General features: G+C 48.7%; 14 protein-coding genes and 1 pseudogene. 12 read left to right on the top strand and 3 right to left on the bottom strand.

Annotated elements, in window-relative coordinates; all coding sequences use genetic code 11:
- The first annotated feature begins 20 nt into the window (after window positions 1-20).
- The 4 genes from ACFVS2_RS14495 to pckA all read left to right on the top strand — a co-directional run bounded on the left by ACFVS2_RS14495 (window position 21) and on the right by pckA (window position 4,337).
- Window positions 21-413 carry a VOC family protein gene (locus ACFVS2_RS14495; RefSeq protein ID WP_007726371.1) on the top strand — a complete coding sequence of 131 codons (393 nt, stop codon included), beginning with the start codon at window positions 21-23 and terminating at the stop codon, window positions 411-413.
- Between the two features lie 505 nt (window positions 414-918).
- On the top strand, window positions 919-1,260 hold the full coding sequence (locus ACFVS2_RS14490; RefSeq protein WP_390234954.1) for an SCP-2 sterol transfer family protein: 342 nt from the start codon (window positions 919-921) through the stop codon (window positions 1,258-1,260).
- A gap of 58 nt (window positions 1,261-1,318) precedes the next feature.
- On the top strand, window positions 1,319-2,461 hold the full coding sequence (locus tag ACFVS2_RS14485) for a M20 peptidase aminoacylase family protein (RefSeq protein WP_173616593.1): 1,143 nt from the start codon (window positions 1,319-1,321) through the stop codon (window positions 2,459-2,461).
- A gap of 292 nt (window positions 2,462-2,753) precedes the next feature.
- Window positions 2,754-4,337 carry a phosphoenolpyruvate carboxykinase (ATP) gene (pckA, locus tag ACFVS2_RS14480; RefSeq protein WP_390234951.1) on the top strand — a complete coding sequence of 528 codons (1,584 nt, stop codon included), beginning with the start codon at window positions 2,754-2,756 and terminating at the stop codon, window positions 4,335-4,337.
- 381 nt (window positions 4,338-4,718) lie between these two features.
- On the opposite strand, the pseudogene ACFVS2_RS14475 reads toward pckA, so the two are convergent.
- Window positions 4,719-4,937, bottom strand: a pseudogene (locus tag ACFVS2_RS14475) (stalk domain-containing protein); the annotation flags it as partial.
- 356 nt (window positions 4,938-5,293) lie between these two features.
- On the opposite strand from ACFVS2_RS14475, the gene sufC reads away from it, so the two are divergent.
- The 5 genes from sufC to sufB are packed head-to-tail and all read left to right on the top strand — an operon-like array spanning window position 5,294 to window position 10,489.
- Window positions 5,294-6,082: a Fe-S cluster assembly ATPase SufC gene (gene sufC / locus ACFVS2_RS14470; RefSeq protein WP_017251436.1), complete on the top strand. Its 789-nt coding sequence runs from the start codon at window positions 5,294-5,296 to the stop codon at window positions 6,080-6,082.
- A gap of 21 nt (window positions 6,083-6,103) precedes the next feature.
- Window positions 6,104-7,402 carry a Fe-S cluster assembly protein SufD gene (gene sufD, locus ACFVS2_RS14465; RefSeq protein ID WP_390234948.1) on the top strand — a complete coding sequence of 433 codons (1,299 nt, stop codon included), beginning with the start codon at window positions 6,104-6,106 and terminating at the stop codon, window positions 7,400-7,402.
- Complete coding sequence (locus ACFVS2_RS14460) at window positions 7,402-8,628, top strand: cysteine desulfurase (RefSeq protein ID WP_390234945.1); 1,227 nt, start codon at window positions 7,402-7,404, stop codon at window positions 8,626-8,628. Before sufD ends, ACFVS2_RS14460 begins: the two co-directional genes overlap by 1 nt.
- Window positions 8,615-9,052 carry a Fe-S cluster assembly sulfur transfer protein SufU gene (sufU, locus tag ACFVS2_RS14455; protein WP_007726380.1) on the top strand — a complete coding sequence of 146 codons (438 nt, stop codon included), beginning with the start codon at window positions 8,615-8,617 and terminating at the stop codon, window positions 9,050-9,052. Before ACFVS2_RS14460 ends, sufU begins: the two co-directional genes overlap by 14 nt.
- Before the next feature lie 39 nt (window positions 9,053-9,091).
- Window positions 9,092-10,489 carry a Fe-S cluster assembly protein SufB gene (sufB, locus tag ACFVS2_RS14450; RefSeq protein WP_017251432.1) on the top strand — a complete coding sequence of 466 codons (1,398 nt, stop codon included), beginning with the start codon at window positions 9,092-9,094 and terminating at the stop codon, window positions 10,487-10,489.
- A 118-nt stretch (window positions 10,490-10,607) separates the two neighbouring features.
- Here sufB and ACFVS2_RS14445 read toward each other — a convergent pair whose 3' ends face one another.
- The gene (locus tag ACFVS2_RS14445) at window positions 10,608-10,790 is read right to left on the bottom strand and encodes a hypothetical protein (RefSeq protein WP_390234941.1); all 183 of its coding nucleotides are present in this window, start codon (window positions 10,788-10,790) and stop codon (window positions 10,608-10,610) included.
- A 323-nt stretch (window positions 10,791-11,113) separates the two neighbouring features.
- Here ACFVS2_RS14445 and ACFVS2_RS14440 point away from each other — a divergent pair, with 323 nt between their 5' ends.
- On the top strand, window positions 11,114-11,650 hold the full coding sequence (locus ACFVS2_RS14440) for a suppressor of fused domain protein (protein ID WP_173616538.1): 537 nt from the start codon (window positions 11,114-11,116) through the stop codon (window positions 11,648-11,650).
- 16 nt (window positions 11,651-11,666) lie between these two features.
- Window positions 11,667-12,131, top strand: coding sequence for an NUDIX domain-containing protein (locus ACFVS2_RS14435; protein WP_228088463.1), 465 nt, complete (start codon window positions 11,667-11,669; stop codon window positions 12,129-12,131).
- Window positions 12,132-12,180: 49 nt separating this feature from the next.
- On the opposite strand, the gene ACFVS2_RS14430 is transcribed toward ACFVS2_RS14435, so the two are convergent.
- The gene (locus ACFVS2_RS14430) at window positions 12,181-13,122 is read right to left on the bottom strand and encodes a DMT family transporter (RefSeq protein ID WP_390234937.1); all 942 of its coding nucleotides are present in this window, start codon (window positions 13,120-13,122) and stop codon (window positions 12,181-12,183) included.
- Window positions 13,123-13,268: 146 nt separating this feature from the next.
- Between ACFVS2_RS14430 and ACFVS2_RS14425 the strand changes: the two genes are divergently transcribed.
- Window positions 13,269-14,705, top strand: coding sequence for an aminotransferase-like domain-containing protein (locus ACFVS2_RS14425; protein ID WP_390234934.1), 1,437 nt, complete (start codon window positions 13,269-13,271; stop codon window positions 14,703-14,705).
- Window positions 14,706-14,759: the final 54 nt, after the last annotated feature.

Below are 14,759 nucleotides of genomic sequence, written 5' to 3'. Positions count from 1 at the left end.
TGACGTGGGAGGCAGTGTGAATGTTTCATTTGAAAGCCGTTCACCACATCGCATTGAATTGTAGCGATGTTGTGAAGGTAGCTCGTTTTTTTAAGGACATTTTGGAAGTCCCTATCCCGGAAGAGAATATGACGGAAGGAGCACCTGTCTACTTTCAAATTGGCACATACACACGGATCGGTCTTCATCCTCATGGCGGGGAAGCTGGGAAAGGCGGCGTAGGGCAGGTCGATCATCTCGCCTTCTCTGTGCAAAGCCGAGCTGAGCTGGACTATCTGGTCGATAAGCTGGAGGCAGAGAATATTTGCTATCGTGGCCCAATTACACAGCCTACTAGCTATAATTTGTATTTTGAGACACCCGATGGTCACCACCTTGAGGTGCGACTCGATAAAGACGAGTTCGATGAGTAGTGTTTGCGAAAAGCATCTGCGTAAAGCGGATGCTTTTTTGTTTTTTGCCATCTCACTATTGTCGTGCGGAATAAAGGTTGTAGATGATCTTCATTACGTTTTAAAAGGTACCGATGAACCAGCAAAGCTGGTGAGAAGAAAAAGCACAGGGCTCGCAGACCTTGACAATGTCTCCCCAGTCGGAACTTCAAAAAGGGGACCACGCTTGTCGAACACTTCTTCCTTGAGAAACTTCCGCCCGTAGGGTGGCTTTGGCTCGACGGTCCCCTTTTTTAAGTGGAGACGACCAGTGAATCCCCCTTGCGGGCGTGTCAGAGTCGAAGAGAACTGTGCTTTTTCTTCTCCTCCACTATGTTGACTCAAAAATCTTCTCTAAAGACCTTTCTAACAATGTCGAGAAAAAGATGGCTCCCCTGACAACAGCCGACAGTGACTCTCATTCCTCGCCAAAGGATTCGACCTGACAGGCCACGAACCCAAATGGGAAGAGAGGGGTGGCGTGTAGATGATCGGAATGGGCAGACTGCTTTTTGAACTGGGCGAGCGATTACAAGGAAAAGCACACTTGCGATTCATAACAGCAGGATGGGAGCGCAGGATCGGAATTGTAGTGGATGATTCACCTTCACAGTGGCAATTGACGATAGCAAAAGGCGTTGCATCCTGGGATGTATGGACAAAAGAGCAGCCTGCCGATCTGATCATCAAGGGAGCGGAGAAACAAATGCACATGCTGTTTGGCGGCGATGAGCTCGTCTATGTTCTAGCCAAAGAAAAGGTGCAAATAGCAGGGCCATTGCGCGACCAATTGAAGCTCGATGCCATTTTGCGACTGACCTGTCGGTGAACTGTCTATTGGGCAGTGTGATATAATAGGAAGAAACGGTTTTGGAGGAGGCGCTTTGATGTCTACTGTTATGTCGTTGCAACAGACGGTTGCCGCACGTAAAGATTCTATTGCCGAAACATTCCGTCATCTGCATGAGAATCCGGAGATTAGCTGGAAGGAAGTAGAAACAACTCGTTATTTGGCGGAGCGCATGCGTGCCTTGGGACTGCGTGTTACGACCTTTGACGATTGTACAGGTTTAGTAGCGGAATGGGGCGAAGGGAAGCCAGTTGTTGGCTTGCGCACAGATATCGATGCACTCTGGCAAGAAGTCAACGGTGAATGGCGCGCGAATCATTCCTGTGGTCATGACGCCCATATGACATTGATTGTGGAAACGGTAGAAGCATTGGTCGCCGCTGGATATCAACCGCCGGGAACGTTAAAAATCTTGTTCCAACCAGCAGAAGAAAAAGGAACGGGAGCGTTGAAGCTGGTGGAGAAGGGTGTCGTCGATGACATCGATTATTTGTACGGTGTTCACTTAAGACCGATTCAGGAGATGGCACATGGAACGGCGGGACCCGCTATTTACAACGGAGCAGCCATGTTTCTCTACGGGGAAATAACAGGAGTCGCTGCGCACGGAGCGAGACCGCATCTCGGGATCAATGCGATTGAAGTAGCGGGGGCGATTATTTCAGGTCTCGGTCAAGTACATATCAATCCAATGGTACCGGCCACCGTCAAAATGACCATGCTGCAAGCCGGGGGAGAGAGCTACAACATTATTCCGGACAAGGCGCGTTTTGCCCTCGATCTGCGAGCACAGACGAATCAGGCGATGGATGACCTGGTGAATCGTGTTCGTCAAATGATTGACGGAGTCGCGATGTCATTTCAGGCACGTATAGAGGTAGAGGCCGGGTCGCGCATGGTAGCGGCAGAGGTCGATGATCAAGCGAAGGCATTTATGGAGCAGGCGATCGTAGATGTGCTCGGTCAAGAGAATTTGAGAGCGGCGCCTGTCAGTCCGGGAGCGGAGGATTTCCATTACTATACGGTGGAGCGCCCTCATATCAAGGCGACGATGCTGGCTCTTGGATGTGATTTGGTACCAGGGCTGCATCATCCGCTGATGCATTTTGAACGCTCTGCATTGGAAAAAGGTGTGGCGATTTTGTGTCAAACAGTCGTAAAAACGTTTGAAAATACGTAAATCTTTATGCCTTGTGAGAGCAACACTAAGAGAGTAAACTCTTGGTGTTGCTCTTTTTGTGAGGAAAATGTCTCTGTGTACTTCCCGACTAGTCGATAGACTGATTGGTTTGTGGACAAAATACTGCTGTTGGGGAATAATACGCATGAGGAGGGTTATTCACACATTCTCCATAAGAGATTATAAAATTATGTAGCTTATTTAGCTAAATGTGATATACTAATTACAAATCGAGCGACAATTAGAAAGTCACAATAAATGGTACACATTTTGGGAAGGAGATCGTTCACACATGGAAACCAATACGGTTCAAAAGCTTACTGACATTCTTGGAGCTACAAAAGTGTATCATAACTTGCCTGTAGCTAATCTTGTTGAGATGGCAGTGAAGCGTGGCGAAGGGATTTTGACCGATAAGGGGGCGCTCAATGCGCTAACAGGGAAGTTTACCGGCCGTTCGCCAAAGGACAAATTTGTGGTGGACGAAGCTTCCGTACACGATAAAATCAACTGGGGTCCGGTTAACCAACCAATCAGCACTGAAAAATTCCAAGCACTTCAACAAGACGTGCTCCAATACTTACAATCAAAAGATGAACTGTTTGTCTTCGATGGCTTTGCGGGTGCAGATACAACCTATCGTCTGCCGATCCGCGTAGTGAACGAATTCGCTTGGCATAACCTGTTTGCACGTCAGTTGTTCATCCGTCCGTCCGAAGAAGAACTGGCTGCGCACGAATCAGAATTCACGGTTATCTATGCGCCTAATTTCAAGGCCAATCCTGCGGTACACGGCACGAACTCCGAGACTTTCATCGTATTGAGCTTTGAGCAAAAAACAGTGTTGATCGGTGGCACTGAGTATGCTGGCGAAATGAAAAAGTCGATCTTCAGCGTAATGAACATGCTGCTTCCAGAGCGCAACGTACTCCCGATGCACTGCTCTGCGAACGTAGGTAAAGACGGAGACGTTGCCCTGTTCTTCGGATTGTCCGGTACAGGAAAAACAACGCTGTCTGCTGACCCGGACCGTTTCTTGATCGGTGACGATGAGCACGGCTGGTCTGACAATGGCGTGTTCAATATCGAAGGCGGCTGCTATGCAAAATGCGTCAAGCTGTCTGAAGAAGGCGAACCGCAAATCTGGAAAGCAATCCAGTTTGGTACCGTACTTGAAAATGTAGACGTAAACGAAGCGACTCGTGTAGCAGACTACGATAGCACCAAGTATACAGAGAATACACGCGCTGCGTACCCAGTGGAAGCAATTCCGGGTGCTGTGATTCCAGGCGTAGGCGTGCAACCAAATGTCATCGTCTTTTTGACAGCCGATTCATTCGGTGTATTGCCTCCAATTTCCAAACTGAATAAAGAGCAAGCCATGTATCACTTCCTGTCTGGCTACACCAGCAAAATGGCAGGTACAGAGCGTGGCGTAACCGCTCCGCAAACAGAGTTTTCTACTTGCTTCGGATCTCCATTCTTGCCGCTGCATCCAGTAGTATATGCAGAAATGCTCGGTAAGAAGATTGACGAGCGCAAGGTTCAAGTATACCTGGTGAACACTGGTTGGACTGGTGGCCCGGTAGGTGTTGGGCAACGTATGAAGCTGTCCTACACACGTGCGATGGTAACAGCAGCATTGAACGGTGAGCTGGAAAAAGTAGACTATGCATCTGACGAGATTTTCGGGGTACAAGTACCGACTTCTTGCCCGAATGTTCCTGCTGAAGTTCTGCAACCACGCAATACATGGGTAAACAAGGAAGATTATGACAAGCAAGCGGCTGATCTGGCTGCACGCTTCATTGAGAACTTCGAGAAGAAATTCCCGAATGCAGCAGATATTGCGAATGCGGGTCCTAAAGTAAAGTAATCGAACAGGAAAGAAACGGGTAGACGATTAGGTCTATCCGTTTTTTCTTCGTGAAAACAGAAAAAACCGTCAGCCTGTGACCGTCGGTTTTTAGCTCATCCGTTACTTGCTGCCATCGAATACTTTCGAGGTATTGATTGGGACACCTTTTCCATTTGACTGACGGAAAAGAGTCAGGTAAGCTTCCCAAGGGAGCCCTTCAATAGTGTGATAGGATACATAACGAGAAACTCCTGATTACTCATTCCTGTCAGATTGACATAACCTTTGGAAACGACCTCTTTCACTGGTGAGCAATAGTACAAGCTGCCTTTTACATCGGGAGGGTCACAAGGAAGAGGCAAGGTGTCTTTTGCCTGCTGGACAATTGCTTCTGGAATGCTACTGCCACCGGTGCTCCCGCCAGTGCCTGAAAAACGGACAGCAAGTTTTATTGTCCCATTCCTGCTTAATGCCGAGTGCATTGGCAACAGTCGCTACAGGTGCATAAACGTTTCCATTATATATGAATGGTTCTGCTTTCGTTTTGACGACCTGGTCATTGACTATCAATTTAATGTTGGAGAAACGAGCAGTTATTTTCTCTGTGCCCGTTTTTGCGAAGACTGTGGTGCCACCTACGAGTAGTAGACCATAGCGAGTCCAATTGCGAGTTTCTTGTTACTCTTTTCCAAAATGCTCCATCCCTTTCTAGGTATCTAGTGGTGTTTTTTACAAAAAGTACCTAAAGTTTAGGCGGAAAACGTATGTCCCAAAGTTCCAAAGGGAAAAATGCTGCGGAGGCAACAATATTTAGGAAGGATTCATGCGCAAAAACGGACTTTCTAAATATAATGATATAAAAAATACAGATATGTTTCATTCCTTGATTTATAATTATTCTTATTATAAGATAGTTATTGAGAATGGATTGAGAATTTACCAACTCACTTTTGACGTGTATGGAGGGAATTCAGATGACAGCAGTACCGCATTTGCAAATAAAAAACCTTCGCGCCAAGATCGAGGACAAAGAGATCCTCAAAGGCCTGAATTTGGAGATCAAGGGCGGCGAAGTGCACGCGATCATGGGACCAAATGGTACCGGTAAATCGACATTGGCATCCACATTGATGGGTCACCCAAAATATGAGGTAACCGATGGCGAAGTGCTGATCAATGACGAAGACTTGTTGGAAATGGCAGTAGACGAGCGCGCACGTGCAGGTCTGTTCCTGGCGATGCAATACCCGTCCGAAATCAGCGGTGTAACCAACTCTGACTTCCTGCGTTCTGCGATCAACGCGCGCCGTGGCGAAGGAAACGAAATCTCCCTGATGAAATTCATCCGTGAGATGGACAAAAAGATGAACACGCTGGAAATGGATGAGTCTTTCTCCCACCGTTACCTGAACGAAGGTTTCTCCGGTGGTGAGAAAAAGCGTAACGAGATTTTGCAAATGATGCTCTTGGAGCCAGCTATCTGTATTTTGGATGAAATCGACTCCGGTTTGGACATCGACGCATTGAAAATCGTTGCAGCTGGTGTAAACGAAATGCGCTCCGCAGACCGCGGATTCTTGATTATTACGCACTACCAGCGTTTGCTGAACTATGTAAAGCCTGACTTCGTACACGTCATGATGCAAGGTCGTATCGTGAAGTCCGGTGGTCCTGAGCTGGCTGAACGCCTGGAGGCAGAAGGCTACGACTGGATCAAGGAAGAACTCGGCATCGAGGACGAAACCGTAAACGCCAACGTGTAGGATGAAGGAGGCAGCAGTGAAATGAGTGTGGATGTACAGCTACGCTTCGATTCCGAGGCGATCACCCAGTACTCCAAAGCTAATCAGGAGCCTGCCTGGTTCCTGGAAAAGCGCCTCGCTGGACTGAAGGCGGCGGGAGAGCTGGCGCTCCCTGCCTTGGAGAAAACGAAGATTGATAAATGGAATACCGTTGATTTCGATCCGTTCCAAACCACTGCGAAGGTGGCAGCGGCGAATGAACTCAGTGATTTGGTAAAAGCACAAATCGATGTCGACAGCGTGAAAAACCTGTTGGTACAAAAAAATGCTTCTACCGTTTTTCAAGCAGTATCCGATGAGTTGAAGGCACAAGGCGTGATTTTCACGACTTTTGCTGATGCTCTGCAATCACATGGCGATCTCGTGCAAAAATATTTGCTGAACGTTATCGCACTTGATGAGCACAAGCTGACTGCGCTGCATACTGCAGTAGTAAATGGTGGCGTATTCCTCTACGTTCCGAAAAACGTGGAAGTAGATGTTCCCCTGCAAGCTGTGTATGAAATCGCAGGCGACAATGCTCTGTTGGCTCCACATGTTTTGATCGTGGCAGAAGCGAACAGCAAAGTAACCTACGTGGATACATATGTATCTGGCGAAGGCAAAAGCATGGTTGCGAACAGCGTTGTTGAAGTATATGTAGGCGCGGGCGCATCTGTGCAAGTAGCTTCTGTACGTTCGCTGTCTGTAGACGTTCACGACTACAGCTTCCGTCGTGCAACCGTTGATCGCGATGGAAAAATGGAATGGATTTTGGGTGAGATGAACGATGGCAATACCGTTGCCAACAACACCACCATCCTCAAGGGAACTGCTTCGATCGCAGAGACCAAATCCATTTCTGTAGGTACTGGTTCCCAACGTCAAAACCTCACTTCCCAAGTTCAACATATCGGCACGCACACGGAGTCTGACATGGTGAGCAAGGCTGTTATGACGGATGAAGCAGTGAGTATCCTAAACGGTATCACGAAAATCGAAAAAGGCGCTGAAAAGGCAAACGGCGTACAGGCGGAAAACATCCTGATGCTGAGCGATAAATCTCGCGGTGATGCCAACCCGATCCTGTTGATCGACGAGGATGACGTTAAAGCGGGTCACGCAGCTTCGGTAGGACGTTTTAGTGAAGAGTCTATCTTCTACTTGATGTCTCGTGGTATTTCCCGTCAAGGCGCAGAACGTCTGATCATTCTCGGCTTCCTGGAGCCAGTTGTCGCTGAGATTCCAGTAGAAGAAGTGAAAAACAGACTCCGTCAGGCGCTTGAAAGGAAGTTAGGCTAATGAACGCCAAGGAGCTTCGGAAATATTTTCCCATCCTACACCAAGAAGTAAACGGACATCCGCTCGTTTATTTGGATAATGGTGCAACCTCTCAAAAGCCGATTCAGGTTATCGAGGCGATGGATAAATACTACAGGGAGTATAACTCCAATGTGCACCGTGGCGTGCACACCTTGGGTAACATAGCGACAGATGGGTACGAGGGCGCGCGTGAAAAAGTTCGCGCCTTCATCAACGCCCGTGAAGCCGCAGAAATCGTCTTTACACGTGGTACGACATCTGCTTGTAATACGGTAGCTTATGGCTATGCTCGCAAGTACCTGGGGCCTGGAGATGAAATCGTGACCACTTTGGTGGAGCATCACGCCAATTTCATTCCATGGCAGCAGGCAGCCAAGGCGACCGGAGCGACTTTCAAGTTCATTCCGCTGGCAGAGGACGGTACCGTTACTCTGGAAGCGGTCAAGGAAACAATTACGGACAATACCAAACTCGTTGCGATTCACCATGTTTCCAACGTATTGGGGGATACTACCCCAATCAAGGAAATTGCCCAAATCGCTCATCAGCATGGCGCACTTTTGTTTGTTGATGGAGCGCAGGGTGCTCCACACAAGAAAATCGACGTCCAGGATTTGGATTGCGATTTTTATACGTTTTCAGCGCACAAAATGGCAGGCCCGACAGGTATAGGTGTTCTGTACGGCAAGCGTGAGGTGCTGGAGCGTGTGGAGCCGATGGAGTTCGGCGGAGAAATGATCGATTATGTGGATATGTACGATTCCACGTGGAAGGAGCTTCCTTGGAAATTTGAAGGAGGAACTCCGATCATCGCAGGAGCTATCGGATTGGGAGCAGCGATTGACTTTTTGGAAGAGATCGGAATGGACAATATCGAGCGCCATGAAAAACATCTCGTCAAATACGCGATGGAACAAATGCGCGAGATCGAAGGATTGAAGATTTACGGCCCACAGCAGGACCGCAGCTGTTTAATTACATTCAACCTGGATACAGTACATCCGCATGACCTGGCGACGGTGCTGGACAGTTACGGAATCGCAGTTCGTGCCGGTCATCACTGCGCACAACCGCTGATGCGTTGGCTGAATGTGACGGCTACCGCTCGGGCAAGCTTCTACCTGTACAACACAGAAGAAGAAGTAGATGTGCTGATCGCGGGCTTGAAGAAGACGAAGGAGTATTTCGGCAATGTCTTCTCTTGATGATTTATACCGCCGCGTCATTATGGATCACTACCAGAAACCGCGCAACCGCGGCAAGCTGGAAGAATCCGACGGACTCATTGTGAATTTGAATAACCCGACCTGTGGCGACAGCATCTCGCTCTCCTTGAAAGTGGAGGACGGCAAAGTGGTGGACGCGAAGTTCCTTGGCGAAGGCTGTTCGATCAGCATGTCGTCTGCATCCATGATGACAGATGCTGTCAAAGGCAAGCCAGTAGCAGAAGCACTGGAGCTGTCGCAAAAATTCTCCGATATGATGCAAGGCAAAGAAATCGATGACTCGATTGATCTTGGTGATATCGAAGCCTTGTCTGGCGTAGCCAAGTTCCCAGCGCGAATCAAGTGCGCGACATTGGCTTGGAAAGCATTGGAGCAAGGTGTCAAACAGGCGGAGCAAGAATAATGATGGGTAAGGGACATGAACACGAAGGAGTGAGCAACGATGGCTGTTAAAGGCCCAGAAATACAGGAGTATCAGTACGGTTTCCACGATAAAGACGTTTCAGTATTCCGTACCAAAAAGGGTTTGACACGCGAGATCGTCGAAGAAATTTCGAAGATCAAGGATGAGCCAGCATGGATGCTGGAATTCCGCTTGAAATCGCTGGACATCTTCAACAGCATGCCGATGCCAAAATGGGGCGGCGATCTGGATGACCTCGATTTTGACAGCATCACCTACTACGTAAAGCCTTCTGAAAAGCAAGGCCGTAGCTGGGATGAGGTGCCAGAAGAAATCAAGGCAACCTTTGACAAGCTGGGTATTCCAGAAGCAGAGCAAAAGTTCCTCGCAGGTGTATCTGCTCAGTATGAATCTGAGGTTGTATACCACAACATGCAGGAAGACCTGGAAAAACTGGGCGTTCTCTTCTGCGACATGGATTCCGCAGTAAAACTGCACCCAGAAATAGTGAAGGAATACTTCGCGACAGTGATTCCTCCAGCAGACAACAAGTTTTCTGCATTGAACTCGGCAGTATGGTCCGGTGGTTCCTTCATTTACGTACCAAAAGGCGTAAAAGTAGAAACTCCACTGCAAGCCTACTTCCGTATTAACTCGGAGAACATGGGTCAATTCGAGCGTACGCTGATCATCGCCGATGAAGATTCCTTCGTTCACTATGTAGAGGGCTGTACAGCTCCAATCTACAGCACGGATTCCTTGCACTCCGCTGTCGTAGAAATCATTGTAAAAGAACGCGCTCGTTGCCGTTACACCACGATCCAAAACTGGTCCAACAACGTATACAACCTCGTTACTAAACGTGCGGTTGCATACGCGGATGCGAACATGGAATGGATCGATGGTAACATCGGTTCCAAGCTGACGATGAAATACCCAGCTGTTATCATGAAAGGACCTCGCGCGAAAGGTACCGTTCTTTCCATTGCAGTAGCAGGAAAAGGACAACACCAAGACGCAGGTGCGAAAATGATTCACCTGGCGCCAGATTGCACATCGACGATCATTTCTAAGTCGATTTCCCGTGATGGCGGAAAAGTAACCTACCGTGGTCTGTCGCAGTTTGGACGCAAGTCGGAAGGCTCCAAGTCCAACATCAAGTGCGATACGCTGATTCTGGATAAACTGTCCACGTCCGACACGATCCCGTACAACGAGATCATGAACGACAGCATCACGCTTGAGCACGAAGCGACTGTATCCAAGGTATCTGAGGATCAACTCTTCTACCTGATGAGCCGTGGTCTGTCTGAAGCAGAAGCAACTGAAATGATCGTAATGGGCTTCATCGAGCCATTCACAAAAGAATTGCCGATGGAGTATGCGGTTGAGATGAATCGTCTCATTAAGTTCGAGATGGAAGGCTCTATCGGATAATCGTTTTTGTAACGTGAAAATACGTGTCTGATTCGTTCAGACACGTATTTTTTTGTGCTCCTGCTTTTTTAGGAGAAACGCATCAGCCCTCTGGCAATAATTCGCCGGAGGGCTGTTTTTACGAGGACAAACTAAATTCCCATAATAAGATCATAAATACCGCCATCGGAATGACCCAAAGTAACGGAATGGCGTTGAGTGCGTAACTCGTTTTGAATTTCAACTTGTGATAGTAGTACCAACTGCTGCCCATCGCTGAGGCAAGTAGTACAAGCGGATACGATAGGATCGTATAGAACACCTCCGGCGCTCCAGTATCATATTCATCTTCAGGTAGAAGCACAATGGTAAATCAAACAGAAATTACAGAGAGGGGATGGAAAAAGGTAACAATAATCGAATCGTATGGGCTTTTTTGTGCGTGTTGAAACATGTACATTCGCTCCACACAATGATAAAATGTTCGTATATACAAGATAACGCTGTCCAACATCAACGAAGTATGCCTACGAATCCTGGCATGCTTTTTTCGGGCGAGCACAACCATTTCACAAAGATGCAATTGCTCTCCTATGAGCAGGCAGCCGTAGAGGTTTTCATACTTTTTGGAGCGGGGTTGCACATATGATAGTGGTAAAGCAATTAATGGATCATTGCCACCGCTTTTTTGGGAGTCAAGGCGAGCTGTATCAATCCGAGTATGCGGATATCCTGATTGCCGTCTATCCGGCTACGCGCAAGCGAGGATGGTGGACGTATGCCACGCTTGAGTTGCACAAGATGGTGGCAACGGAGTACCTCGTCTATTCCTATCAGTTTGAGCAGAGAATGATTACGCATTTGGCAAGAGTAGCGGCCCAGGTAATTCGTCAATGGGAGAGTCAAACTACTCGTATGGAGTCTGGGAGTATCTTTTCGCTCGGGGATACAATCGTGGAAAAATCGGTTTTGAATCATATGGTACTGACCCCAGCCTATTATGAAGAGGCTGGACTTGAATATTATACAAACGGCAAGGACGTAATCAGGTTCATGATGCTTCATGCAATCGCGGATTCTGAAGCAAAGTTTTTGGAACAATATGGACTTATGGCATTACAGGAATGGTTAGCGCACTCCGGTGTCGATTCCCTGAATGTTACGCGTACGCCTGCCATCTGAGAAGGGAGCGAGCGAAATGTCAGCGATTCGCTTGAGAGTCACCGTAGTAGTGGAACACGAAGGGAAAGTCCTCCTCATCCGTGAGCAGACACAACGAGGCATCTTTTACAACCTGCCAGGGGGAATCGTAGAATATTTAGAAGCGATTCCAGATGCGGCGAGAAGAGAAGTGATGGAAGAGACCGGACTCCTCGTGGAAATGGAGCGATTGATCTGGATAGACGATCGGATCGATCAGGAAGGAAACGGCAAGCATACAGTCGGAGTGGGAGTTCTGGCGAAGCTCGTCGGTGAAGAAACAACTCCTACGCCAGGTGGTATCGTCGATGAAGAAATCGAATGGGCTGGCTGGGTCACGCTAGAAGAGTGGAAACAACTGCCGAACGACCACAAAACACGCCCGGATCAAGTCAAGCAAGTCTTATCCGATCCCACTTATCAACCGATGTACTTGGGAAATATGCTGAGCCAAGCAGAATAAAAAAAGAGACACCGCCCTTTTCCTAGTGAAGAGGAGCGGTGTTTTTTACTTACGCTTTTTGCTGAACGGAAGCTGTTCTTCCTTTTGCGACAGCCAACACGACAATGACAGCTGAGAGAACAGCACCAAGTGTCAATGGCTCGGACAGGAGCAGCCAAGCGGCGATGATCGATAAAAAGGGTTGAAGGTATTGAATTTGACTGACCTTGGAGACGCCGCCGATAGCTAGGCCGTGATACCAGGCGAAAAAACCGAGAAACATACTGATTACGCTAATATAGCCAAAACCGATCCAGACAGGCCAAGTGGCTTGTTTTAATTCAGTGAGCAGAGGACCCGCCAGCGGAACGACGAGAAAAGGAAAGGCAAAGATCAATGACCAACTGATGACCTGCCAACCACCCATCGTCTTGGAGAGCTCACCGCCAACTGCGTATCCGATCGCCGCACTGATGACCGCTCCGAGCAAGGCGAGATCCGCCCATTGGAGGGCACCAAAGCCAGAACTGATCGCGTAGGCGATAATCGTTACACAAGCGATCGCACTAGAAATCCAATACTTACGGGTGGGGCGCTCTCCTGAAAAAAATATCGCTGCGCCTGCTGTAGCCAATGGCAATAGTGCAATGATGACTGCGCCGTGGGTAGCAGGAACTCTCTCAATGGCCCACGACGAGAAAAACGGGAAGCCCGCTACTACGCCAGCAGATACGAGCAACAGTTTCTTGGTCTCGTGCCAGGTAGGAAACGGTACGCGTTTGATTAGGAGCACCAAAGCAGCCAGTACTGCTGCGATCAACGCTCGTCCCAACCCTGCCGAGAGGGGAGAGAGCACGGTAACAACCACCTTCGTTACAGGCAAGGTCAAGCTGAAGCTAAGCACCCCGATGAAGCCATACAGCAAGCCCATTTTCTCTGTATGTAGCTGCTCGAGAGTGAATGACTGCTTTTTTTGTACGTTCTGCTTCTCGATAGGTAGCTGTGCGCTCATCCGAATCCCATCCTTTATCGACGAAAAGTTTCTGTTGTTCCATCTTAGAGGCGAACGATCATGAAAGGTAGAGCCAATTGGTAGCAGGAACAGTAAGCCAATTTGTCGAAAGTGAGGAAAACAGCAAGTATGGAGGACGGATCAGGATGGAATGGAAGCGGGACAAAGACGCGGGAGTTCCGATCTATATGCAAATCGCCAAAGAGCTGGAAAGACAAATTGTGCTAGGAGTGCTGCCCCCAGGTACATCTCTGCCGCCGGAAAGAGTGTTGGCACGGCGCTTTGGCGTCAATCGTGGGACCGTATCGGCAGCGTATGAAGAATTGCGCGCAAAAGGTATTTTACAATCGTGGCAAGGGAGCGGTACGTGGGTCAGTCGTGATCTGTGGGGTGTCAAACAGATGCCAAACTGGTATACCTACACGAATGGCGGTGCCTTCTTGCCAGCCTATCCACTCGCGAAACGAATTCAGGATGCGTGCTTCGATTCCTCGATCATTAATCTGGCAAAGGCAGAATTGGCAACGACGATGATCCCGTCATTGATCCCAACGACGCCGGGGGAAGAGAACGAGATCAAGCTTGAGCTGGGTTACGCGCATCCAAAGGGGGAGCCACGTCTGCGTGAGGCACTAGCTGTGCATTTGCACGAAAACTACGGCATTCACGCTTCTCCAGACGAAATTTTGGTGACGTCAGGAGCGCAGCAGGCACTGCATCTCATTACACTATGTCTCTTGAATCCTGGAGATGCAATCGCAATGGAGGGACCCTCTTATTCGTATTCTCTTCCCTTATTCAGTTCAGCTGGCCTGCGCTTATTTCGCTTGCCGTTGGATGAGGATGGTATTGTACCCGAGGCTGTCTACGCTTTGCAGCGGGAGCATCGCATTCGCATGGTTTTCGCGAACCCGACCTATCATAATCCAACCGGGACGATTTTAAGCGAGGCACGACGAGCCCAGTTGCTCGATATTTGTCAGGAGCTACGCTTGCCACTTGTGGAGGACGACACTTACGGTGCATTGACACTGGCGGGAAGCCCTAGACCTCCCAAGCCGATCAAAGCCATCGACAAGACAGGTGCTGTTCTGTATGTCGGGAGCCTTTCGAAAACGATTGCGCCAGGCTTGCGGATTGGCTGGCTGGTAGGACCAAGATCAGTCGTAGAAAGACTAGCCGATGCCAAGCAGCAGATGGACTTTGGAACGAGCAGCGTCTCCCAGCAATTCGCCCGGCAATTTGTTGAACGAGAGAGCTGGAACAATCAGCAGGAGCGAATGTCTCGTTACTTATTGGAGCAGCAACAAACGATGGTACGCGCTATGCACAATCATCTCTCCGATTACGCCGTATGGAATGAGCCGGGTGGCAGCTATCATATTTGGTGTCGGTTGCTTGCTCCCAGGGACGAAAAGGAATTGCTGGATGATGCGATTAGGGAAGGTGTCGTATTTACTCCTGGCAGAGTCTATGGAGCGGAAGCGGGCTGGCTGCGACTGACCTATTCGTGGGAGTGCCCGGCGAATATCGAGGAAGGAATTCGCCGCATCCAAAGAGTCCTTCAGCAGAAAAAGCGATAAGAAAAGGGATTATTTCCTTATTTATGAAACTAATTCCCATCTCACTCGTATGCA

This window comes from Brevibacillus sp. NPDC058079, assembly GCF_042885155.1.
Taxonomy (GTDB): Bacteria; Bacillota; Bacilli; order Brevibacillales; family Brevibacillaceae; genus Brevibacillus.
The sequence above is the reverse complement of the archived record's forward strand: the minus strand, read 5'-3'. Positions and strand labels throughout refer to the sequence as shown.